Raw genomic sequence first — 24,788 nt, 5'->3', positions numbered from 1 at the left:
TTTAATAGCCTGGATTTTGCTCCAGATTTTTATTGGTTACAATTTCAATATTCGGGATCGGCCAGAGATAATTCTTATTAGGATCGAACTTACGGAGCTCGATAACACGCATATCTTTCTGATTAGCGACATTTTTATAATTCACGTAACTATCTGCATCGATCGTCGGCGCATTGACGAGTAGGCCTTTTGGAATACGACCATAGAGGGTCGAGTTCATAAATTTATCGGCCAGTTTCCAACGTCTCAAATCGACCAGCCGAAAACCCTCATTGGCCAATTCATAAAGCCTTTCTTTTCGTACGATCTCGCGCAGCTCAGCCTGCGTTTTACCGCTGGGGATTGCTGGCATATCGACGCTGGGGCGTTGCCGAATACTATTGATCGCATCATATACCGTTTGGTCGGCTTTATTGCTCTCGATCATCGCCTCGGCATAGATCAACAATACCTCAGCATATCGGCTCTGGATAATATTTAGTTCAGATTCCATGGTGAAGTCTTTGTCCTTGATATCAACATATTTTTTCCAGCAATAGCCAGAAAAGGTCGCATAGGCATTGATGGCATCCTGATTTTGGATGCGAACTGCCGTGGACGTATTGTAGCCATAATTCCAGCAGATGATACTATCCTTATGGGTCTCAAACTGAAAACCAAAAAATGTGGTACCGGGAAGTGCGATGGTATACCCCAGGCGTGGATCCCGATTGGCAAATGGTTTTTTAGGATCAAATTTGGCGGATTTGTCAATGGCAGAACCGTCAGTACAGAAGTAGCTATCAACAATGGATTGGGAGGGGATTTTATTGGAAGTGCCCTGTGCATTGCGTGACAAAAATCCACGTGTGGTACTGTGTGTCTTGGTTTTTTGTAAGCGTAAATATTGAAAGGCAAAAATAATCTCCTTAGATGCTTCGCCATCGTAGGTAAACAATTGGCCGAAGTCGGGGTGTAAGGCATATACGTTGAGGTCCATGATTTCTTTGGCAGAACGCGCGGCTTCTTTCCAAAGCCCATTATTGAGTGCTGCCCGGGCCCGTATGGCCAAAGCCGCTCCTTTGGTAGCGCGCCCAACATCTGCTGAACCATAGCTCAGCGGCAAGACAGCTGCCGCTTCAGCAAGCTCTTTGAGGATAAAGTCTGCAATTTCAGCCTTGGATGTTTTCGGAACATTCGCATCCGCAAGGCTTAAGCCACTCGTTACTAAAGGCACTCCGCCAAAGTAATCAATGAGATATTGATAGACATAGGCCCGGATAAACTGTGTCTCCGCTTTATAGCGCTGCTGCAAGCTGCCATCCATCTTGCCATCCAACTTCTGGATATTGTCCAAAATGAAATTACATTTGCCAATGACCTTATAGGAGTTGGTCCAGATATTCCGGATGTAACCATTGTTGCTATCGTGATCCCCTCTTCCCACAGCCTGTAGATCAGAGGTATTACGGTCCCAACCGATATCTGTGACATCATCAAGCGTCAGGTTGATGGGCATATCGTCCGTAGGGTGAAATGCCAAGGCACTGTAAAGACCGTTGACAACTAAAGTCAATTCATCTTGATTTTTGAAATAATTTTCGTCTGATGGGCCATCCAGCGGGGACCTGTCCAGGTATTTTTCGCAGGCCCCCATCAAAAAGAGCATAGCAATAGATGCAATATATAGCGCGAGCTTATTGAGAGTTTTCATAAATGCTAATTTTATAATGTAATATCCAATCCAAAAGAATACACTTTTACCTGTGGGTAAAAATTGCCATAGCCCACTGGTGCTTCGACGTCATAACCGTCCCAAAACTTGTCTACGCTGAATAGGTTTGAGCCGTTGACAAATACCCGGAGCCTATTCAGTCCAATGGACTTTAGCAGGTCTGCCTGGAACGTATAGCCGAGCTGCAAATTCTTCAATCGAAGATAGGCGGCATTCTTCATCCAAAACTGGGAGGACTGCTGGTTGTTATTCTGCCCGAAAGCCAGGCGCGGATATTTGGCCGTGGTATTGTCAGGGGTCCACCGGTCTTTATTGTCCTCACGGATCGTCCCGCCAATTGCGCCTGTTGTTGTAAAAGGCTGGATACCGGCACCATAGAGGTAGCCATCGGCTTTCCCCACACCCTGCAACAGAAAACTGAGGTCGAATCCTTTGAAACTGAAGTTGGAGTTGAGCGAATAGGTATATCGTGGAATCGTACTCCCGATAATGACCTTATCGGACTCATTAACTACACCATCCCCATTCTGATCGCTGTATTTGAGGTCACCAGGAGCCAAGGTGCCAAACTGTGTGGCATGTGCTTTCACTTCATCGGCAGTCTGGAAAAATCCCTCCGAAACATAGCCAAAGATCGAATTAATGGGATGGCCTTCACGATTGACGGTCAGACCGGTCTGATTGATTCCCCGCATATCCAACACCTTGTTTTTGACATCGGAGAGGTTAAACGTAAAATTATATTTAAAGGCTTTGCCGGGATCACTCCGATAGCCCATGGAAAGCTCCCAGCCTTTATTTTCGACAAGGCCCGCATTTTGATAAGGTTTGTTCAACCCTATAATCAGTGGGATATCCAGCTGGAGTAATATGTCACTGGTTTTCCGGTTGTATAGATCGGCCGTAATGGTCCAGTGTTTAAATAAGGTGAGATCAATACCGATATTTTTTTCCTCGGTTGACTCCCAGGTAATGTCGGGATTGGACATATCATTGAGTGCTGCTGTATTGACTATACCGTTGCCGAGGGTGTATGAACCGAGATTCAAGGATGCTACTGCTGGATAGGTCCCAATATTCTGATTTCCCAATTTTCCCCAGGAGGCCCTAATTTTCCCTTCTGTAAGCCAGCCTTTGGATGCGGCGAGGAATCCCTCCTCGGAAAACCGCCATCCGGCTGAGGCCGAAGGGAAAAATCCGTATCGGTTGCCTTTGGCAAACCTAGAGGAACCATCATAGCGTGCATTGAGTTCCAATAGATAACGATCTTTGAATACGTAATTGATACGGGAGAATAAGGATTGTAATGCCCACTCGGAAGCACTTCCAGTAGCAGATTGATTGAGAGCAGACCCTGCATTAAGCACTTCATAGTCCGGGAGCACATAGGTGTCTCTAAATCCCTGGGTATAATCAATCTTATAATCTTCCCGCGAACCACCAACCAATGCTTTTAACTGATGCGGGCCAAAATCCTTGTTGAGCGTCAAGGTAGCTCGCATATTATTAAAAAGTTCCTGGCTATTGTATTGTGTAAGTGCCGTGCGAACCGGAACTGAAAAGCTCGGCGTTCCGTCGGGGAAATACGACTGCACTGCTTTTCTGAAATTCTTATTGACCTGAGTCGCATATTTGGGCGCATAATTGACCTCAGCAGTCAACCATTCCTTGGGTTTATAGATCAATGAAGCGTTGATACTGCCAAATGGACTTTTGTTGGTCGCAACACCGCCATCGGCAGCTGCCGAAACGGGATTATTTCCATTCCAGCCTAATCCCCATGTGCCGTTGGAATTTCTAAAAGATTGATTGGCCGGAATGCTGCTCATCCACTGGAAAAGCTCTTCGATGCTGGCCGATGGAGAGGTCACGATCGGATTGACGTATTGGAAATCAAATTTGACGGCCAGTTGATCTGAAAACTTAACATCCACGTTGTTACGTATGGTATAGCGTTTAAACGAGCTATTCAGTGTCAAACCTTTTTGGTCGAAATAACCAACAGAAGTCAGCATTTTCACTTTGTTTGTTCCGGCATTCACCGTTAGGAAATGGCTTTGCTGGAACCCATTTCCCTGCAATGATTCCTTTTGCCAATCGGTATTGGGATACTCATCCGAACTGCCATTGCCTTGGTCACGATATGCCGCAATGATATCTTCTGGATACAACGGGCTCGCTCCAACATTGGTATAGGCTTCATTTGTCAGGAGCATATGATCCAAGGCATTGACAATCTTGGGCATATTGGTTGCCGACTGCCAGCCAAAATAATTATTGTACGCTATCGCGACTTTATCGGAACTCCCTCTTTTGGTCGTGACCAAGATAACACCATTGGCTGCCCGAGAACCATAGATCGACGAGGATGCCGCATCCTTCAATATCGAAATATTCTCGATCAAATTGGGATCGATATTATTGATAGAGCCTTCGATTCCATCTATGAGCACCAACGGAGCGGCATTGCCAAGTGTACCGATACCGCGAATACGAATGTCGGCACCGTCCGCCCCTGGCTTACCGGAACGCTGTGTGACAGTCACTCCCGAGGCCATGCCCTGAAGGGCTGAAGAGGTTTGCCCAGCGGGCCTGTTGTTCAGATCATCACCCGACACGGCAGATACTGCCCCCGTCAGATTTACTTTTTTCTGTGTCCCGTAGCCGACGACAACAACTTCGTCCATCATACCGCTGTTTGATTTCAAACGGATGAGTACCGTATTTTTGCTGGTCGCCGTTGCCACAAAGTGTTGAACCGAATCGGTGTCATAGCCAAGATGGTGGGCATAGATGGTGTAATTCTCGCCAGCAACTAGCGGGGCCAAAACAAACAAACCGTTGTTGTCAGCCACAAAATGATGTTTTTTGCTGGTCTTTTCATGGATAAGATCAATAGTAGCGCCGGGCAATGTATTACCTTCGCTGTCTACTATTTTACCATTTACTTTCAGGTTAGATTGTGCAAATCCTACCGAAAAGTATGGAAATAGCAATCCCACGAGCATTAATTTGATTAGAATATGCTTCATAATTGTTTACAATTGGTTATTCTGATTTATATATTGGTTTATTTTCCGCGTTGGGTTGATTCTATCCTACTGTACGTCCTCCTTTCTTCCCGAATTACTGATGTTGACAATGCCATTATCCACTCGGAATGTACATCCATTCAATTGGCAGAAACTGGTCAGGAAATTGGTCAGCGATTCCTTACTATTTAAGCTTCCCGTAAATGAACTATTGAGTAAGTCAGGGCTATCGCATATAATCGAAACATCATAAAGGCTTTCGATTACCCTTAACAGCTGAACGTTTTTGGTTTGGTTGAATTTGACGGACTGATTGCTCCACTCTACATTAGCAGTTAGATGTGGAATGAGCTTCCTTAACTCCTTGTCCGCGCGCGCTGGCTGAGATTTTATCAATTCGGGCTCAGAAAACTTAATCATCTGCTCTAGATTTAAGTTGACCAATACTTCTTCTTTTGGCTTGAGGTATATTAAGCTTCGGCTATCCCCGGCAACTGGTCCGACAGATATTTTTCCTTCCATTAATTTTATCAATACATGATCGGTATCCCTAGGGTCTACGCTGAATATTGTACCCAAGGCTGTAGTCAAATATCCTTTGTAATTGACTTGAAAAGGTGCGTTTTTGTTTTTGTGTACTTTATAAACAACACGCCCTTGTACCTGTTGTACATCACGTTGGCCCTGGTCATTATATTCGAATCCGATTTTTGCATGTGGATAAAGGATAACCGTGCTGCTATCGGGGAGCTGCGCGTAGATCGTATAAGCTTTTTTATTTTCATACCAGGTGATCTGCTCTTTTGCTGGGGTCGAGAAATTTTTCAAAAAAAGAACCGACAATATGCAGAGCAGCACGGCGGCACAGGAAGCCCAGGTCCACAGGCTTATTCTCCGGATCAGCGCTGGCTTGGGAGGATCTACGGCATAGATATGATCGAGCACCTTCTGATGAACACTATTTAAATCTGGTAGAGGAATCTGCTCTAAGGTTTGTCCTTCATCCTGATCCAGCATCTCAGCGATCCACAACTGCAGAATTGCAGTATCCATCTCAGCCAATTCGTCAAAGAACGACTCATAATACTGCACATCCAGGCGGTTGTGGATATACGCCAACAATTGATCTTTAAAGGACTGCTCTTTCAAAATTTTCTATAATTAGTTCAATACAGTGCTGTATTTGTTTCTCTATACGTTTGTCAGAGAGAATCACACTATTGCTTTTTTATTTTTTTTATAGGGTAAATAAAAAAGCCGCAAAAAGACTGATTATATACTCATCGCGGTAGTTTTTTTGAATATACTCTTTGATATCTTTTAGTGCACTCACTAATTGATTACTTACCGTAGAGACTGAAATGCCCATCAATTCGGCTATTTCTTTATAACTTTTATCCTCAAATTTGTTAAGCATCAGAATCTCCTTCCGTTTGGGGCTCAGGGAATCAATTGCTTTGGTCAGCATCTGCTGTTTATCTTTGAAAAACAGCTTTTCTTCGGTATGATAATACAATTCTATCGCTGAAGCCCATATTTCCAATTGAAGCGCCTTGTCTCTTTGCACTTTTCGAAAGAAATCCATGGCTAAATTATCCGAAATATGGTTGAGAAAGGAGACAAATCCCCGGCCGGGATCAATCTTTTCGCGATGAAGCCATATTTTGGTAAATACGTCCTGCAGGATCTCTTCAGCAATATTTTGATCTTTGACCAGTCTGATCAATCTGATATAGATCTTGGGGGAATATTGGAAATAAATTTCATTAAATGAATTAAGGTCTCCATTTTTAAGTTTTTCCAGTGTAACAGCTTCTTTAGGAGATTTCATGTGGTAAATTCATATAATTGGTACGAACGACGAATTTAATATAAAGATAAAATTACTAAATCAAAATCATTGGTAGGCTAAATAAAATTTTATATTTCCTAGGAAATGGCGGGCCTATAGTCTCTTTAATTAAAATTGATTTACAGTAGTTTTTTGATTTAAAATAATATAGGCAAAGCTATCGCTCCATGGACTACTTAGCTATACAATCATTCTCGGGGAAAGCTCGCTATTATTTTTGGAATGCTAAAGTATCTATCTAAATTTGATTTTTTTAGTCGGTTTTTTAAAGGATATCCCTTTATTCGCCATTATATTTGATAGCCTAATGAGGTTTTGGATGTTCTTTGCCGAGCCTGAATTACTGGATTGGATCGACGATTTGGAAGAAAGCGTGACGCAGATGCCTGGAACTACGCTGGGAATACATAACGTAAACCAAATTTGCGTGTTCGGTAGGTGTCATCAATTCGTGGAAGGCATTTGAATAATTGGTAACGAACACCTCCTTTGTGACTACTTGTTTATATTTTCTATCCCGAAAGCTGGGTGAAATTTGACGGTATCTGTATTATAAATAGGAGTTGTAAAAAGACTTATGTCTACTTCAGATCATATCAAAGGATAATGTAAATATCTTTTAAACCAATTCCCTCTGGTTATCATCTCCAGATCAGCTTGAAGGAAGACCTTTCAATAATTTGGAACGTGTTTTCCGTTATAATGAATATCTTTGGGGTATGAATATCGAACAGATCAGACAACCTTTCCTCAAGAAATTTCCCGGAGATTTTTCCAATAATCCTGCGCAGAGAAACACACCAAAAGTTCTATTTGCCACAATTGAACCTGCCGGGTTTGACAAGCCGCGATTAATCACTTTTAACGAGGCTCTTGCAGAGGAAATAGGACTGGGAAAATTTGAGGAAAAGGATCTCGATTTTTTGGTGGGGTCTAAGCTTCCCGATACAATTCGGACCTACGCAACTGCTTACGCAGGGCATCAATTTGGTAACTGGGCAGGACAGCTGGGCGACGGAAGAGCTATTCTCGCGGGAGAAATTACCAATGCAAACGGTAAAAAAGCAGAGATCCAGTGGAAAGGAGCCGGCGCAACTCCTTATTCAAGGCGTGCCGACGGAAGGGCTGTATTGCGGTCTTCGGTACGCGAATATCTGATGAGTGAAGCTATGCATCACTTAGACGTGCCCACTACCAGGGCTTTAAGCCTGGCCTTTACAGGAGAAGATGTTATTCGGGATATCATGTATAACGGAAATCCTCAATACGAAAAAGGAGCTGTAGTCATAAGAACGGCCGAAAGTTTCCTTCGTTTCGGGCATTTTGAGCTGATGTTTGCTCAGGGGGAACACAAGCTCTTGCAGGATCTGCTTGATTTTACGATTGAAAATTACTTTCCTGAAATTGTTTCAACCGATCATCAGAAATATAAAGATTTTTTTGAAAAAGTATGTACCCGAACGGCAGACCTAATGGTGGAATGGTCCAGAGTAGGGTTTGTTCATGGCGTAATGAACACGGACAATATGTCTATCTTAGGTTTAACAATTGATTATGGTCCCTACTCCATGATGGATGAATATAATTTAAATTTCACCCCAAATACAACGGATCTTCCGGGAAGAAGATATGCATTTGGAAAGCAGGGAAAGATTGCACACTGGAATCTATGGAAACTTGCAAATGCCCTTCAGCCGATAATCGAAGATGAAAAATTCCTAGAAAACACGTTAAATAGTTTTGGAATTTATTTTTGGGAAGCCCATGACAAAATGCTCTGCAAAAAATTCGGATTCGATGGGCTCAAAACAGAGGACGAAGACTTTTTTACAAACTGGCAGGGCTTAATGCAGGAGTTGGAATTGGATCACACCTTATTCTTCAATCAATTAGAAAAAATAACTCCAGATACGGATTTAAAAGAAAATTTCAGCCGGGTAGCATATACTGCTTTAAATGAAGAAAAACTCAGAAAACTTGAAGACTTCATCGAACAATATCAATCCCGTATTCATTCAAATTCGATTTCAAAGGAAGAGTCCCTGGAGTTAATGAAAACGACAAATCCTAAATTTATACTGAGAAACTATCTGCTTTACGAGTGTATCGAAGAAATTGATAACGGAAAAACAGAAATGTTAATCAAACTAACGCAGGCTTTAGAAAATCCATACCAAGAGCTATTTCCGGAATTTTCCATAAAGCGGCCTTCGAGCTATGACAATACCCCTGGATGTGCTACACTTTCATGTAGCTCATAACAGCAGGTAATGAATTGTGGTTGTTTTAAGTCTATTTTTTCTCTACCTGATTTATAGATCTATCGTTTGGCTCATAAAAAATTGTGTAAGGGAAGAGCTGGCCAGAATAGAAAAAAACACACAAAAATCTTGATATAGAAAGGTTAAGGTGTTATCTGTCGCAAAAGTGCATTAAAACAAGATCTGGTACAAACCCAAACTAGGAGCAAAAAAATACAGTTGGCCTTTTAGCGTTACGGTTTTCGGTATGGTCATGTCATTGCACTTAAAGCGTTGTTTTTTTAGCTCGTAATAAGCCAAGTAATCCGGACTGGGCAGTTTGCCATTGCGCCAGCCAATCAGAACATCGTCATCGAATTTCGGAATTTCAGTTTTGGATAGATCAAGTTCGCTTTTAAAAAGATCTGTTTGTCTAACGACCAGGGTCTGGTTAATCACTTTAAAGACATCGCAGCGCTCTGTATTTACGATGGTGTAGGGACAAGGTTTTAGCCCATACGGTTTCAGTATTTCCACCTCGTATTTTGTTAAAATTTTCGTCTGCAAACTATCGTTCAGATCTTTCAATTCTTCCAACTTTTTATGCAAGCTATCTGCAATAACGACCGTTTTAAAATCTTCCTGTTTTTTATAATCAGGGTAAAAACACTTTTTGCCGTCGAAATATAAATTTCCTTGTTTATCGATATAAAATGGCTGTGCCCAGTTGTAAATCTTTTCAAATACGATGTTTTTATCTACATCAATAATCTTTACGGGCGAGTTACTGTTGTTGGGCCTTAAAAGTATTCTGTCGTCGCTTAAAAAAACAAGGCTGCTTAAGCCGGTCATATCGGTCACTTTTCTGAACTTGCTATCATCTTTTAGCAAATCGATCAGCTGAGGCACATCGGGGTGCTTATCTTTTTTAGGGATAGGATTACATCCTAAAAACAAGAGAAATACAAAGAAAAGAAGGTATTTCATAAGTTATTCTTTCGTATAATTTGATGCTCCATTGATATCAACCGGTTCACCTAAATACTTTGGTTTTCTGTTTCTTATTACATCTAAAACAGCTTTGGTAACCGATAGTTTTTCCCGAAATGCGTAGTACTTATAACCTGGATAGATACTCCTATCGGCACTATAACCGAATGATTTTATGCCCAATTTATCGCCCAGGTAAATACATCTGTTCAGGTGATATTTCTGGGATACCAAAATTGCCGTATCAACACGAAAGATATGTTTTGCACGGTACATGGTCGAGTAGCTATCAAATCCGGCATAGTCAATGTAAATTTTTGTTGTATCTACGCCATTTTTCTGACAATATAACTTCATTACGGTAAGCTCATCATATTCGTCTCTTCCGTTATCTCCTGACAGTAATATTTTATCCACCTTGTTGTTTTTATACAGCAAAATCCCGACATCCAGCCTATCTTTTAAGTACCTACTTGGCTGATCACCGTTTATACCGGCGCCAAAAATGATGACTACCTTCGCTTTTGGCACATCTTTAAATTCGGTGAAAATCAGCTTTTCTGTTTCGGCCGTTATGTTGCTGTTGGTTACCAAAACAACAACTAGAGCTATTAGGCATAGGACGATAACCGATAAAAGGAACTTTCTAATCTTTTTCATGCACTTGATTTTACAACAATTTATAAAAATCGCTTTTCTTTACCATTTCTATGGAGCTTATATTTTTTTCATCAGAAGCTATTTAACAAACATTCCAGAAAGCAACATATTATCATTAAAATTCAAGGTCACTTTATAGGGTGAGGTTTTAATTTCGATATAATTGGCAAAATCAACCGGGTGATAGGCTATCTTAAGTTTTTCCAACAACTTTAGCACTTCATCAAATTTTAAACCCGGTTTTAAGCCATTTTCAAAGGAAATATCCACCTTTCTAAAGTCGTTGATGGCGTAGCCATTGATGAAGTTCTCCCTTTGATTATCGGGATCATTTTCGCTTACAGCAAAGTAAAAGTAAAAATCATGATAGTTATTCTGATAATAGATTTCGTTAGTTTTTGCCGTAGTCCCATCAATTTCCGTGATTCGTTCAAAACGCTTGTTAGTAGCTGATTTCACAAAGTCTTCTTCTGTTGTTTTACCTACGATCAACGCATTGATGTTCCAATTTTTATCAATTTTTATCGTAGGTTTCTCTTTAACATCTTCTGGCTTGGTCGCATTTTTCATCAAGTCTGCCATGTATTTTTCATTATCGCATCCGCCAAAATCAATTAAACCATTCATGATATCCCAATAGCACGATTTAGACAGATCAGTATTGTTCAAAATGATTAATCTTCTGTAATCTGGAGCATAAAAAACAAATTTATTTTGAGTCTTTATGTTCCAGTACAAACCGTTGTCAGTATTTGGGTTTTTAGTACCCTTACCGTATTTGGCCTCTAGTTTCTTTAAAATATTGGCCTGTAGTTCTGGCGTTTTCAGCTCAATTCTTACGCCGTAGATTTTACTTTTGGCATCGTAACTTTTTAAAACCTCATTTAACTCATTGATATTTTTAGCCGATTTAAGATCAATATGTCCGCCACCAAATCGTGTAATGCTATCTGTTTTCAGCTTCTCAGATTCGATTTGAAAAATAATCCGCTGGCCTTTCAAATCAATTCCATCAAAACTGTATTTCTTTGATTTTTCAACCTCCAACAATAAACTAAAAGGATACTCTACAGTTTCTACACCAATCAATAATGCGTCATCAAAACTGCTTATTTTTTCAATCGGCTCGTTTAAGTTCAAGGTTGCCAAATCTATTTCTCCGCGACCTTTACAAGAAAAAATGAAAGGCAAAATGGCTAGTAATAATAGTTTCTTCATATATGATTATTGTAAAATGGAATATATTAATTGATGATGTCAGCTTTATTTTATGCTTAAATTTAACTGTAAAACCTATAAAAAATTAAACGAATTATAATTCGCCGGCGATAAATTATCATTCGTAGGGTTTTACGGTTTTTTCGGCATTATTGCACCTTGAAAAATGCAGCTATTTTTGATGTGTCACTTTCTATCTGAGTTGATAGCCGGAGCGAACACCGATGGGAACAACAAGGAAATAAAAAATGACATGTAATCTGTACAGTTTCTTTTTCCAAAAACATCGAGTCTTCTCAATAGCGTATTAGATATTCAAAAATTACGGGAAGTAAAAAAAAGCTGCAGAAAAACCTTTGAGAAATTTCAATAGAATAACGTCGATTCGATCAGCACAATTACATTAAAATATAGATAGAAGCACGCAAGCTTTTTCAACTGCCTTTCAAAAACAATTTGGCATGCACCCAGTCAACTAAAATAACTTACATTCATCATGTGTCAATTTTTTTTAATTACACTTATCATTTCTTTTCAATTTTTTTTCTACATAGGAATTACTTAAAATGTAATCAAAACACAAGTTTTTGACCTTTCCAACCTGTATTACGAAGAAACTGTTCCCAAGTAAGGCTTTGGGGATTTACCTGTCTGCTCCATTCGAGGTCACGTTCCTTGCCATAATATCCATATTCAATAGCGTAACTGGCCATCCCCAAAATCTCTCTCACCAAATCATCATTTGATCCAAACTCCGGAAAGTACTTAAGTATATCCTCCCTTGAATATGCGGCAGCATACTCAGCCTTTTTGCCTGTAACTTTTGTAAAAGTTTCAACTATTTCCCCGGGGGAGATCATCTCTCCGACGACCGGGAGCGCCTTACCTGAATATCTCAGAGGATTGGCAAATATTTCCAGGACTGCTGCACCGGTAGCTGTAAGAGGGTCAACAAATGGTGCCTGAAAATCTTTGGGTAAATAAATCGGGAACACAAGGCTGTCTCCTTTTACTTGTGGCGTATAAAATTCAAGCAGATTTGTGAAAAAGAAAGCCATATAAATAAATGAGCTTGTCACAGGCAGTGTCCGGATATATTGTTCGACCCTGGCCTTGTCGGTAAAATGGGGGGCGAACAATTTTCCGCCTGATATTTTATCCACGTTTTCCAAACTGCTGAAAATGATATGCTGTATACCGGCTTCTACAGCAGCATCCGCTAGCTCTTTACCCAATTCAAATTCGTGAGTAGCTGGCGGGGCAATATTTGGCGTCATCAAAAAAACGCCATAAGAACCCCGGAATGCTTCTATAAACGCTTTTTTATAGCCAAGGTCAAGAGGTAAATTCACAAGCTCAACTCCCTGCTCCACCAGCTTAATCGCCTCTATTGAATTGAGCCTGCGGGTAATACCTCGTACCCGATAACGCCCACTTTCCACGAGTGAACGAGTGGCGCTCAAGCCTTGTTTGCCCAAAACACCAACGACGGTGATTATTGGTCTATCATCGTTCTCCAAAGAGGCTGGTCTTTTTGATTTTGATATCATTGTTCGCTATTTTAATTAACTATAATTTTTATAGTTGCAAAACTAATTTTAGCAAAGTACATTTGCAATAACTATCAAAATAGATAGCTGCAAAAAAACACAAGATGAAAATTGAATGTAACAGTGATTATGTAAAACTGAACGAGAGGACCTACCCTTGTACAGTAAGCCTGACAATGGATTTAGTGGGCGGCAAATGGAAGGCAGTTATTTTGTACCATTTAAAGGATGGCCCCAAAAGATATAGTGAACTTCGTAAAGAAATGCCAGCTGTTACGGAAATGACATTGAGCTTGCAGCTGAAACAACTGGAAAAAGACGAATTGGTATCAAGGGAAGTATATGGTCAAAAACCTCCTATCAAAGTCATTTATAAATTAACAGATTTCGGTCAATCATTTGTTCCGGTTTTGGACGCAATTACGGCATGGGGAAATAAAGTTGTCAGTGAAAAAGGCAAGTTTGTGCAGGGAAACATGTAGTCTGTTGATCAATCTCTAAATTTTTCTATAGATATAACACCCTGCTTCTGTAGGATGATCTTGGACAAGATCATCACTATTTTCTTTTCGGATCATATTTATAATCAAAAAATCCACATGCAGCCATAGTGAAAAACATGTCACTTAAGCACTGATATCGTGGCTTGCCTGCATGCTGGAATACTTCTAAGTTTATATCGTTGGCAATGTGCCGCCATCAATCACGAATTCGGTTCCAGTGAGATATCCCGCACGTGGCGAAGCTAAAAAGCCTACCAATTCGGCTACCTCTTCTGGTTTTGCAGGTCTGCCAAATGGTATACCTCCTAAATTTTTCATCACCTGCTGAATGGCTTCCTCAACGGTGATACCTGCGCGCTCTGCTATTTCTTGCATCATTCCTTTTGCTCCATCTGTCTGTATCCATCCAGGCGAAACTGTTAATACTCTTACTCCTTTTGGAGAGACTTCATTAGATAGATTTTTGCTGTAATTGAGTAGTGCAGCTTTGGATGCAGCATAAGGCAATGTAGAATCGTATAGGGGTAGTCTCGCCTGTATTGAAGCGATATGAATAATAACCCCTTCTCCGCGATCCAGCATTTGTGGCAAAAATCCTCGATCTAAACGAACAGGTGCAAGCAAATTTGTATGAATCGTCTTTTCCCAATCATCATCGCTGAGTACAGAAAAACCGCCTCCAGGTGTATCCGATCCCCCCAAATTGTTTATCAAAATGTCAAGTCTCCCGAATTTCTGGAGAACTTTCGAAATCACTTCCTGTGTTTCTCTCGGTTGGCTTAGATCAGCTGAAAGAAAGTGAATGTTTTCGTTGTGTCGCTTGGGTGCATTTCTTGCCGTAACAATCACTGTTGCACCTGCATGCAACAATCTTTCGGCTATCGCCTTTCCGGTCCCCTTTGTACCACCTGTAACTAAAACTATTCTACCTGAGAGTTCATTGTTGAAATTAAATATCTGTTCCATTTTCTTGTATTTTAACACAAATTTCCGGTGTACAAACAATTTGTACAAGTACGGAAAAACGAATTGCATAGGGATAAATTTCGCCCTATTGCTTATTTTAAAACATTGATTTAACTTTGAAATATGTATGAAAAGAAAATACCTTTAAGCTTAAATTGCGGACTAGATTTGATTGCCGAGGTACTCTATGGAAAATGGAAAATCCGTTTACTTTGGTTCATCAATGACGGCTACAAACGTCCAAGCGAATTACAGCGCAAAATTCCTGATGCTTCTCGCCGGGTTTTGAATGTACAATTAAATGAATTAGAAGCTCATGAATTAATTTCAAAGGTGATATTTCCTGTCGCACCGCCCAAAGTGGAATACAGTCTCACCGAATTTGGCAAAACGTTAATTCCAGTAATTTCTGTATTAGGGGCATGGGGTGACGAAAATCAGGAACGATTGCGCCAATTGATCTTAAAGTAAACTCTCTTTTTGAACACTGAGATTGGTTAAAAAAAACAAGAATCAAAAATAAATTACCTTGGAAATATGCATCATGAGCTGACAGTTTAATTTTTATTGACTTAAAAATGCGTCCGAACGAATATTTCGTTTATGCATTTTTCCCCAATCCGAAAGTGCCATAATAACATTTTTAAGGGTTTTGCTGTAATCTGTGGAAATGTACTCTACGACTACTGGCATTTGCTCAGCATGCACGACTCTTTTGACAAAACCGTTTAATTCAAGATCTTTCAATTCATTTGAAAGCACTCGCGCTGAGATGCCCTTAATATTTCTTTGAAGCTCATTAAATCTGATATTCCCGCTTTCCTGCAGAACAATAATAATTTTTAATTTCCATTTTCCGCCGATAACATAAATTGCATCTTCAACAGAAGAGAGATTTTCAGAACATTTTGTAGCTGTGATGGGCTCCTCTAAATCAATTGTATTTTCCATGGGATTAGATATTAAACTAACCTAAAGGTTACTACTAACCTTTTGATTACTACTAACTTTTAATAAGCTAATATACATAATTTTGTTAAAGAAATTTTAACAAAGAAAAATGAAAAATATACTTCACATTATTTCAAGTCCAAGAGCAGAGGTATCTGCAAGTAGAAAATTAGGAAATGCTGTTATTCAAAAAATCCAGGAAAAATATTCCAATAGCATTGTAAAAGAACGCGATCTGACAAAAAGTAAAATTCCACTTTTAGAGGAGGTACATATAAATACGTTTTTTACACCTGCTGAAAATTATTCCGAAGAACAGCAATCAATCAGCAAATATTCGGAAGGTCTAATTTCGGAATTAAAGGAAGCTGACATTATCGTCATTGATTCTCCAATGTACAATTTTTCAGTTCCCGCGACTCTGAGGGCCTATTTCGATTTTACTTCAAGAGCTGGTTATACCTTCAAGTACGATGAAAATGGACCAAAGGGCTTGTTAAACGACAAGAAGCTCTACGTCGCGTTTACCTCTGGAAATGTCTATTCGGAAGGTCCATACCAAATATACGACTCCAATATTCCTTACATCAAAAATATCTTTGGATTTTATGGTGTTTCTGACATCAGTGTGTTCCGCGCAGAAGGTCTTTCAATTCCCGGAATAATGGAGACATCACTGGAAAGAGCAATCAATAATATTACCATTGATTAATATAAGGATCTGATCAGCAATTAATCCTTGTCATTCAAATTTTGGCAAGGATTTTTATCTGGCAGAGGAATCAGGGTTTAACAAGAAAACCGCAAATATATTCAATACAGTTTCCCTCTTTCCATAGAAATGCCGAGATGGGGAACAGCCACTTTTCGTTTTTAGTGCCTAGCATCACTGTTTACTCGTGTTTTAAAAGTTTCAAATAAAAATAGTACCGCTTCAATATTGAAGCGGTACTATTTTATTTTTTTTTATTGTTCTTGATTATCAACGTGTTTATTTTCTTCCATTAATAGGATTTGAACGGGCAGGATTGCCATGAGGCAACTTCACATAATAGGATGTATGGTAGCCATTACCTGGTCTAAAAAAATCGGTGGATATAATCTGGGCTCCACTATTAAAAGCCACATTTGCCCTCGTGTAATCATTGATCTTTGCTTCGTATGTTTCGATATCGGACCGACTACGAACAATATAGCCTTGTTTTACAAGATTTTGAATTTCATTCTGACGTACTAGCGCGTTGTCCAGTAGGATAAAGGATGCAAAACTATCATTGGGTTCAGACTGTACAAACATGATACGTTTTTCAAGATTGGGCCTGCCTTTAACATAAGCAGATTCTAAGTTCATTCCAGCAGTCGCCGGAAGTAGCAAGAAAACAAATTTTCCACGGGATGTTTTAATGGTCGGCCAGTTGCCAGAACGCACTGCCTCACGTAACGTGCTATGCTGTCCACGTACATCATCTGGTGTAATAAGCTTTTCTTTGCCCAATATTTCGACAACTTCGGCATCCAGCTGATCGAATGCCTTCTCGTCAAAAGGAAGAACCTCAGCGCTATTTGGAAAGATTGGTATGCCTTTGTCCTTTGCTTCGACCATGATGAAGATCGGAAGATGTCCGGGGTGTCGATCGGACCAATTTCTTAACGCTTTCAAACCGCCTCGAAAAGTAGCATAATGCGATCGAAAATCAAAATCCGCGATGTGGAGCATCTTAAAACCTGGCTTTTCCAAACCTTCCTTTTGATAGGGCGCCAGATCCGAAACACCCCTACTATTTAATACCTCGTACCCAGCGGGCTTATTGAAACGATTTCCTGTGGGGTCATAATAAACATCCATTTCTAAACTTCGAATCCCACTGTCGAGCTGTACATCAAAAGATGGATGATCATATTTCAACCCCTCGCTCATCGTCATCGTATTTGGATGAAACTCCTTAAATGACGCAAGCTTATCCGCTGGGATTAAGGTGGTCATCTTTTCCATCATTTTTGCAAAAATAGGATCAGCATAGGCGGCAAGACGGGGATCTACAGGCCTAGCATAACTATTATGCGTACCAAGCACCTGAATCTGGTTGATTTTTAACGCGTTAAGCTGCGGAAGCTCAGGTCGCTGAGCATGTATAACTCCAGTACCTAGTACCAGAGTGGACAACGTTGTTAGGATAATCTGTTTGAATTCCATATTGTTATATGTTAAAAAAGTTTTGCGCTGACCCCCACTTGACCACGGACAGAATACCATTCTGCTTGTTCGGCACGATCGTATACACCGTGATAGTAGCGCACAGGGGCTCCAGTGATGTTATTTAATTCGGCGAATAATCTGAATTTCGAATTGATGGCGTAGGAAGAAGAAAAATCTACCGAAAAATTGCTCGAATACCAGCGGTAATGTTCGGGTCCAGCGACCTGACGAATGGCATCAAGATATTTACCTTTGTAGTTGCCGGCAATACGAGCCATAAATTTGCTGTTCTCATAGATCAGGGAGACATTGAACAAGTGTTTTGCCTGTTTGGGAATCACACTTTCATCTTCTATCAATTTTCCTTTGTCAAAGCGCGGAACTTTCGCTTTTGAGTCTGTATAGGTGTAGTTGGCATCTACGCCAAAACCTTTCCATATTCCTGGCAGCTCAGTAAATCTCTTGGATATGCCGGCTTCAAAACCTACCAACCAGGCGTTTTGAAGATTTTCGGGTTCATTTACATTGAATAAAATACCATCAATATCTTGTGTGGATTGATTGGAATAGATCAGGTTGTAAAGTTTTTTGTAAAATGCCCCTGCCGAAACCAAACCTATGCCGCCAAAGTAATGTTCGGCCATTAGATCAAAATTACTAGCAAAAGTAGGCTTCAAGTTTGGATTACCACGGGTGACGATACGGTTGATATCGTCCTGTGTGGTACCTGGATTGAGGCTACCAAAATCGGGACGGGTAAAACTTCGCGTAAATGCCAGCCGAATAATATCATTCTTCGTCGCATTTATTTTTACATGCAACATTGGTAAAAAAGCATTATAGCTATTGTCCTGATTGATTGCTTCTACTTTGGTCGATTTGTCTGCGAGCGTGGATACTTTGTTGCCTGAAAAAGTAACTTTATTGTACTCGTTTCGTATCCCCCCTATAACGGTGAGTTGCTCTGTCAATTTAAATTCTGCAGAACCATAAATTGCGTATACATTTTCCTTCCCTCTGTAATAGTTGGCGGCACCTGATGCGTTGCCCGCTGAATCGACACGGAATGGGTACAGCTTATTTTCGGCAATACCCTCCGGTGATGCAAGTTGCCTGACTGATGCCATAGCTACCTGATCAATAAGCACATTGTTGTAAGGCGATCCTATTTCGGTCAAAAAACCACCCCGGTAAGGATACGGTTCAGTACCTAAGCTGGCTAATGTTGGAGCAGCTCCCGAGAGACCGGCCAAGTAGATACTATAGGGGTTTTCTACCTGTTTATCTTTGTGGATAAACTTTCCGCCAAATTTAACGATCAGTGAATTGCTAGGTGTATATTTCAAATTTATCCCAACACGCTTATTGCGTTCTTGATTTTTGCTTCTGATATTGACAACTTGTGTTAATTGCATGGCTTCTGCGCTAATCGCTGTAGTGGAAGCAAGATGCGGTAGGATATGGTCAATGTAGTCCCCTGATCCATCTGGTGAATCCATGGCGAGGTATTTCTTTCCATCGGAAGCCAAGCCATCGTAATCAACCTTTTGGGAAAAGGTTGCCATAGGATAGTAATCGGGATCTTTAAATTTAAAGGCAGATTTATCCATGCTCAGTGCCCAATCCAATCCAAATCGTTCTGAGAGGCTCGACTGCCCGCTAAGCTCTCCAGAATAAAGGCTCGTATGGTAATCCGCAGCTCTGGTTGTTATGGTTACTGTTTTGGTGTTAAAATAGAAATAATTCTCACGGACACGCTGGGCGTCCATATATTCGCTATAGAGTCCCTTAGCCATGATTTTGTGTTTTTCATTGAAGGCATATTCAAGTCCGCCATTAAATCCCAGTGTACGCCGGCGTGCAATATAATCCCGCAATTGTAGATCTGTGATGGAAAAAACCTGCGTAGCATTACTGTTGGAAAAATCATAGTTTAGATTATATCGGTCCTGGGCAGCTGTTCGATCCCAGATTACTGCCGAAAGGATATAACCCAATTTTCCCTGCGCAACACGGTCGCCAAAGAGAATTGAACTGTTGTACGAGCCGCGCTGAGACTGTCCGTTATAGCCGCCAGCAGCATTGATATGGAGCGTACGTTTAAGGGGAGCTGCTTTGGTAATAAAATTGATCGACCCTCCGATTGCATCTCCTTCCATATCTGGAGTGATTGCTTTTGACAGCTGCACATATTGAATCATCTCTGAGGGGAAGATATCCATTTGAATCCGCCGATCTGCATAGTCAAGACTAGCGGAAGGAAGCCGGTTCCCATTTAACAAAGACGCACTCCACTGAATGGGTGTGCCACGTACGGAAACGTATCGCCCCTCCCCTTGATCTCGTTCAATGGAAACTCCCTGAATGCGTTGTACTGCTTCAGCGGCATTACGATCGGGTAATTTACCAATAGCATCCGCAGCCAATACCTCCATAATGGCATTTGCGGTTTTTTTGATGTTCAATGCCTTCAGCTGAGAACCTGCTGAAGAACCGACGACAACAACTTCGCCCAGGCTATTATTGGATGGCTGCAATTTGGTTACGCCCAAATGAATCCCGTCGCCTGCAACAAGTGTATCTAACCTGAATGCCTGATAACCGGTATAGAAAATAGCAACTTGAACAGGTCCCTTTTCTTTTAAAATCAGTGTAAACTTACCATCGAGATTTGTTTGTGCGGTCAACTTCCCGGCCTGTATTGTAGCACCGGGCAATACCTCATTAGTCATTGAAGTGACAATCCCTGTAATTTGTTGTGCCCGTAAAAAAAATGGCATCAACGAAATCAAAAAGAGTAATGTTCTTTTCATATCATGTAATCAATTTTTGTTATTTGCTACGAAATTGATATTTAATGAGATGCCCGTCGTCTTTCTCGATAAAGAAGTACCACCAATTAGTGATAAACATCATAAAACATTTATTTAGTGATACTTACAAATATTAATATTACATTAAGATTAAGTTACCGATAAATTGGTACACTGATCGCGAAGTAGAAAAACTCTTTTCAGGATGGACTAATACATGTTTTTTCCAGTCCGACGGACTAGAAAATTTCATTAGGTATTAACGAGGTTATATTGTGGCTTCGCCTTGAGATAGGCCGAGGGCGTGCAGCCTTGAACCTTTTTGAAATACTGATTAAACGAGGATTTGGAATGAAATCCAGCCTGAAATGCCATCGCAAGTATATTGATGTTTTCTCCTTTGCTTTTATACAGATCCATTAATGTAACAACTTCCTTAATTCGATACTCATTGATATACTGATAAAAGGACTTTTCCCGGTACTGATTTAACGTTTCGGAAAGATGGTGACGTGATACATCAGCCTTTGCTGCAAGAATCTCCAATGTAAGACTGGAATCTAAAAAGACTTTGTGCTGGGACATCAGATTTTCTACCTTCGCTAAAATGCTAACATAATCTATACCGGCATTCTTTTCATTTTCCTCAACAGATGGATATTGGGATTTATCCGTCGAGCTGTCCAACCGATCTTCATGCTGAAGGTCAAGAACACGCAGTTTTATTTGCTTCTGCTGATGTAAATGGACATACAGAAAGGAGTTTACTTTGACATAAATAATAGAGATGCAGATGACCGCCAATATAGAATAGATAATTAACCGGAGCCACAGATGGATAAAATCAAAATAGGTGGATATATCAAATATTCGAGTCCAGATGGAGATGACTAAAAATGCGAATCCAACAAATAGGAACAGGGAAGCGGCCAGTCTAGCCATACGTTTTTCAAGCTTCCAAAATGCCGGTATCGTATGTGTCTTAGCCAGAATTTTTAACGGGTACACAAGATATAATACGGTATATGCATAACCAGATATTGAATTGTAAAGTTTGATGAATGTTGGGAGTTCACCAGAATGGGTAATCACATAGGCAGCAACCCAAAAGTAGCCGAGAGACGCGCCTATCGACGGAAACATCGCTAAAAGAATATCGATCGGCTTTCCCTTATCTTCGAGATAACGCGTGTAGCACCATAACAAACCGGGGTATGCCAATGCGATAAATGTATTGAACTGCTGATGGATTTTTGAATTGGGCCAAAAGACGTTCAATGCAAAACTGATTGCTAGGTGCAAAAAAATGGAGGCTAATAAATAAGAAAGGATATTATCATGCTGCCCATTATTTTTTTTGTCCTTCAATAAAATTCCCAAAGCCATTAAGGCCTGGGTTGCCCCTACAATAATAATATAATTCACGTTCTTAATCTGATTAAGCTGTTTTGCAAAGTTAATAATCAGGTATTATCAAATTGTTAAATGTGCTACCTTATCAAATCCTCAGCCTCATATTTATCAGAATTAAATTGTAACTTAAAAGTTTATAACGATTACATAAGTTTAGGTTCAACATGACTTTTCTCCATAAATATCTCTCTTTTATTACATGCATAACCACCTTACTATTTTCGATAAATGGATTTGCTCAAGAGAGAGCCGGAACAGACAGCACAGTAATGGCGTTCCAATTCGTTGATAGATTACTTCCTGAGGGCGACTATGACGTAGACGTGTTGGGCTCTCCTCCTTTGAGTGCCGCCGAGTCTGAAATTCTCAGAAAAATGAAAATTGCCATTCAACAGAATGAAGATTGGTTTCTAAAAATAATGAGTGGATTAAAACCTGGGGAAGCTATGCCCTATCACAAAAATTTAGGTGTCAGCGAACAGGAGTACGCGACATTTATGCAGGTTTCACAATCGGTAAAAATGGACAAAATAGGGAGTGTAAAGCTTAAGATCATTCGCAAAGACAACAGCATCTATTTCATGCCCGAAGACTTTCCACATTATTTAAAAGAGCTCGAAATTCATCTTAGGGACTATACGATCCTGATCGACAGCATACCGGTGAAATACAAAAGTCAACGTATCATGGACAGCAAGAATACAACACTAGTTGCGGGGCCATGGAAGGGATATTCCTGGGATTTTGAAGAAATTAGGAAAGAAGGACAACTAGTTGCGGATCCAGATAAGATGGATCCATCAGCAATCAAGACGCTCGATATAAAATCGGTAAAGCTGACTATTGGCAAGCTCGACCAAAATGACCAGTGCTTTCTTTATCTAAAAAGTGATATTGTTAATAAAGGTCATGTTCTCGCAAAACAGGATATTGCACTCCTGTTAAAAAAAGAATAAGTTAAATCCAGCTTGCTAGCTTTTTCATTCCTCATCAAGCGGAAGAAATTCGACTTCATCAATAAATGGAACAAGTGCTATTAACAACTGACTGATTTGATAGGCAGCTTCTCTCTATACAAAAATACGCAGCATTGCAATGAAAGGCCACTTAGCGTTTTTTCTGAGTGGCCTTTTAGGAAATCCTATAAACAGCTGACCATCGATTAGTTTTGCAGATTCGGATTATTATTCAGTTCGTTTAGAGGTATTGGAAATAAAAAATATTTGCTGTTTGGAGATATGCTGGTTCCATCCGGAAACTTGAGAATATAATGTCCCATTACAGCTACTGTCTTGCCAGCGTCATCCACAAAGGTCTCATTGGCTTCGCGACGTACAGGCGCCGTTTGCGTCCGAAGAATATCGTAAAGACGGAAGCCTTCGCCCCATAGTTCTTTACGGCGCTCCAATAAAACTTCCTGTACCGCCTTTGTTTTATCGAAATTCGCGACATCAAGATCCTGCAAAGCCCGTTTACGTCTTAATTCGTTTAAGAGGTCTATAGCCCCTTTTATATCATCCAGACGAGCTCGACTCTCCGCTTCGATAAGCAGTTGTTCCGAAGATCGCATTAAAACGATATGTCCATCGCGGTTGGGGTGTTTATTTCTGAACTTACGGTAACGATAAGAACGATAGATCGCCTCAGCAGGTTGCTTGGCAATCTCAAAGAGCGATTTACGCACATCGCCAGTTGTAAATAAGCTGATAAAATTGGGGTCAGGAATAATGCTATTATAACCAAAATATAGGTTTACACCTTTGGCGTCTGTCGCATAGGGAGTGGTCTCAATATAGGCTAAGAAAGAAGCGCCACCCAAATTTTGCGTGGCGGTCTGTGGGTGTCCCCAGATCCACTCCGGATTACTGACATCGTTAAATCCTTCCTTGTACTGCTCCGCCGTCATAATCGGATAACCGGCACGTGCTTTTGCTGCGTAGTCACGGGCTTGGGCCCAATTTTCCTGCGTCAAATATGTCCTGGCCAGTAGACCGTAAACGACATTGAGGTCGAGTCTGTTCTTCACTTTCCGTTTGAAACCCACCAATAATTTTTCGGCTTCCCTCAAATCGGAAATAACCTGTTCATAAACCTCTTTCACTGTTGCCAGAGGTTTGGGAACTGTCGTTGGTGTCGTCGGTTCGGTATAAATCGGTATTGCCTTAGCATTTGGATCTTTCACATAGGTAAACTGATACTGACGCACGAGATTGAGATAATTCAGCCCCCTCAAGGCATAGGCTTGCCCCTTGAGGTGTTTTAGACTTTCTTTACTGTTATCGTCAATTTTTATATTGGCTATCAGATTATTGGCATGATCGATAGATTTATATTGCAAGGTCCAAAAGAAAAGTGCCCGACGGGTAGTATTGTCAAAAGGATCTTTATAGGGATATGAGTCGCGAAAACCATAGCGGCCATCCCGTGCTATAGCGTCCTCTCCCATCACTTCATGTGTGAGGAATATGGTGGGGAGTCCAGGATTGTCTTGAGAGGTGCTATTTTCAATCAAAAAACGGATTGATCCGTTGATAAAGGCATCAATATTATTCTCAGAAGAAAATACCTCAGGAGTCGTAATCTGGGTTGCGGGAGCAGTCTCGAAGAAACTGTCACGGCAGGATGAGAGTGCCAATAAAGGGAAAATAATGGTGATATATTTTAATTTCATGGTAAATCAAATATGGGT

General features: G+C 40.5%; 19 protein-coding genes. 5 read left to right on the top strand and 14 right to left on the bottom strand.

The features are described from left to right. Position 1 precedes the first annotated feature (1 nt). The 4 genes from HMAT_RS02260 to HMAT_RS02245 all read right to left on the bottom strand — a co-directional run bounded on the left by HMAT_RS02260 (position 2) and on the right by HMAT_RS02245 (position 6,577). On the bottom strand, positions 2 to 1,693 hold the full coding sequence (locus tag HMAT_RS02260; protein WP_104381183.1) for a RagB/SusD family nutrient uptake outer membrane protein: 1,692 nt from the start codon (positions 1,691 to 1,693) through the stop codon (positions 2 to 4). 11 nt (positions 1,694 to 1,704) lie between these two features. Continuing rightward, positions 1,705 to 4,746: a TonB-dependent receptor gene (locus HMAT_RS02255; protein ID WP_104381182.1), complete on the bottom strand. Its 3,042-nt coding sequence runs from the start codon at positions 4,744 to 4,746 to the stop codon at positions 1,705 to 1,707. A gap of 66 nt (positions 4,747 to 4,812) precedes the next feature. After that, on the bottom strand, positions 4,813 to 5,895 hold the full coding sequence (locus HMAT_RS02250) for a FecR family protein (protein ID WP_104381181.1): 1,083 nt from the start codon (positions 5,893 to 5,895) through the stop codon (positions 4,813 to 4,815). Between the two features lie 88 nt (positions 5,896 to 5,983). Next, the gene (locus HMAT_RS02245) at positions 5,984 to 6,577 is read right to left on the bottom strand and encodes an RNA polymerase sigma factor (RefSeq protein ID WP_104381180.1); all 594 of its coding nucleotides are present in this window, start codon (positions 6,575 to 6,577) and stop codon (positions 5,984 to 5,986) included. A gap of 740 nt (positions 6,578 to 7,317) precedes the next feature. Here HMAT_RS02245 and HMAT_RS02235 point away from each other — a divergent pair. After that, positions 7,318 to 8,859 carry a YdiU family protein gene (locus HMAT_RS02235; RefSeq protein WP_104381178.1) on the top strand — a complete coding sequence of 514 codons (1,542 nt, stop codon included), beginning with the start codon at positions 7,318 to 7,320 and terminating at the stop codon, positions 8,857 to 8,859. Positions 8,860 to 9,030: 171 nt separating this feature from the next. Here HMAT_RS02235 and HMAT_RS02230 read toward each other — a convergent pair whose 3' ends face one another. From HMAT_RS02230 to HMAT_RS02215, 4 genes are all read right to left on the bottom strand, one after another. After that, the gene (locus tag HMAT_RS02230) at positions 9,031 to 9,825 is read right to left on the bottom strand and encodes a hypothetical protein (RefSeq protein ID WP_104381177.1); all 795 of its coding nucleotides are present in this window, start codon (positions 9,823 to 9,825) and stop codon (positions 9,031 to 9,033) included. A gap of 3 nt (positions 9,826 to 9,828) precedes the next feature. Next, positions 9,829 to 10,488, bottom strand: a complete 660-nt coding sequence (locus HMAT_RS02225) for a vancomycin high temperature exclusion protein (protein WP_104381176.1) — start codon at positions 10,486 to 10,488, stop codon at positions 9,829 to 9,831. A 78-nt stretch (positions 10,489 to 10,566) separates the two neighbouring features. Next, positions 10,567 to 11,706, bottom strand: coding sequence for a hypothetical protein (locus HMAT_RS02220; RefSeq protein WP_104381175.1), 1,140 nt, complete (start codon positions 11,704 to 11,706; stop codon positions 10,567 to 10,569). A 572-nt stretch (positions 11,707 to 12,278) separates the two neighbouring features. Continuing rightward, positions 12,279 to 13,256: an NmrA/HSCARG family protein gene (locus HMAT_RS02215; RefSeq protein WP_104381174.1), complete on the bottom strand. Its 978-nt coding sequence runs from the start codon at positions 13,254 to 13,256 to the stop codon at positions 12,279 to 12,281. Positions 13,257 to 13,360: 104 nt separating this feature from the next. Here HMAT_RS02215 and HMAT_RS02210 point away from each other — a divergent pair, with 104 nt between their 5' ends. Then, entirely contained in the window at positions 13,361 to 13,738 is a 378-nt protein-coding gene (locus tag HMAT_RS02210; RefSeq protein WP_104381173.1) for a helix-turn-helix domain-containing protein, read from the top strand. A 192-nt stretch (positions 13,739 to 13,930) separates the two neighbouring features. Here HMAT_RS02210 and HMAT_RS02205 read toward each other — a convergent pair whose 3' ends face one another. Then, complete coding sequence (locus HMAT_RS02205) at positions 13,931 to 14,725, bottom strand: SDR family oxidoreductase (RefSeq protein ID WP_104383268.1); 795 nt, start codon at positions 14,723 to 14,725, stop codon at positions 13,931 to 13,933. A gap of 123 nt (positions 14,726 to 14,848) precedes the next feature. Here HMAT_RS02205 and HMAT_RS02200 point away from each other — a divergent pair, with 123 nt between their 5' ends. Next, complete coding sequence (locus HMAT_RS02200) at positions 14,849 to 15,196, top strand: helix-turn-helix domain-containing protein (protein WP_104381172.1); 348 nt, start codon at positions 14,849 to 14,851, stop codon at positions 15,194 to 15,196. 93 nt (positions 15,197 to 15,289) lie between these two features. Here HMAT_RS02200 and HMAT_RS02195 read toward each other — a convergent pair whose 3' ends face one another. Next, positions 15,290 to 15,676, bottom strand: a complete 387-nt coding sequence (locus HMAT_RS02195; protein WP_104381171.1) for a helix-turn-helix domain-containing protein — start codon at positions 15,674 to 15,676, stop codon at positions 15,290 to 15,292. Positions 15,677 to 15,785: 109 nt separating this feature from the next. Here HMAT_RS02195 and HMAT_RS02190 point away from each other — a divergent pair, with 109 nt between their 5' ends. Beyond that, positions 15,786 to 16,388: an FMN-dependent NADH-azoreductase gene (locus HMAT_RS02190; protein WP_104381170.1), complete on the top strand. Its 603-nt coding sequence runs from the start codon at positions 15,786 to 15,788 to the stop codon at positions 16,386 to 16,388. A gap of 279 nt (positions 16,389 to 16,667) precedes the next feature. Here the strand turns inward: HMAT_RS02190 and HMAT_RS02185 are convergent, their stop codons facing one another. The 3 genes from HMAT_RS02185 to HMAT_RS02175 form a co-directional block, all read right to left on the bottom strand. Next, entirely contained in the window at positions 16,668 to 17,870 is a 1,203-nt protein-coding gene (locus HMAT_RS02185) for a Ca2+-dependent phosphoinositide-specific phospholipase C (RefSeq protein WP_199768523.1), read from the bottom strand. Between the two features lie 11 nt (positions 17,871 to 17,881). Then, positions 17,882 to 20,686, bottom strand: coding sequence for a TonB-dependent receptor (locus HMAT_RS02180; RefSeq protein WP_104381168.1), 2,805 nt, complete (start codon positions 20,684 to 20,686; stop codon positions 17,882 to 17,884). A gap of 252 nt (positions 20,687 to 20,938) precedes the next feature. After that, positions 20,939 to 22,111, bottom strand: coding sequence for an AraC family transcriptional regulator (locus HMAT_RS02175; RefSeq protein ID WP_104381167.1), 1,173 nt, complete (start codon positions 22,109 to 22,111; stop codon positions 20,939 to 20,941). 257 nt (positions 22,112 to 22,368) lie between these two features. Here HMAT_RS02175 and HMAT_RS02170 point away from each other — a divergent pair, with 257 nt between their 5' ends. Next, positions 22,369 to 23,055, top strand: coding sequence for a hypothetical protein (locus HMAT_RS02170; RefSeq protein ID WP_158655561.1), 687 nt, complete (start codon positions 22,369 to 22,371; stop codon positions 23,053 to 23,055). Between the two features lie 206 nt (positions 23,056 to 23,261). Here HMAT_RS02170 and HMAT_RS02165 read toward each other — a convergent pair whose 3' ends face one another. Next, entirely contained in the window at positions 23,262 to 24,770 is a 1,509-nt protein-coding gene (locus HMAT_RS02165) for a RagB/SusD family nutrient uptake outer membrane protein (RefSeq protein WP_104381165.1), read from the bottom strand. Positions 24,771 to 24,788 lie beyond the last annotated feature (18 nt).

Origin of the sequence: Sphingobacterium sp. HMA12 (assembly GCF_002933815.1) — a bacterium.
In the GTDB taxonomy this organism is placed as follows: domain Bacteria; phylum Bacteroidota; class Bacteroidia; order Sphingobacteriales; family Sphingobacteriaceae; genus Sphingobacterium.
This window is presented reverse-complemented; position numbering and strand designations above follow the sequence as displayed.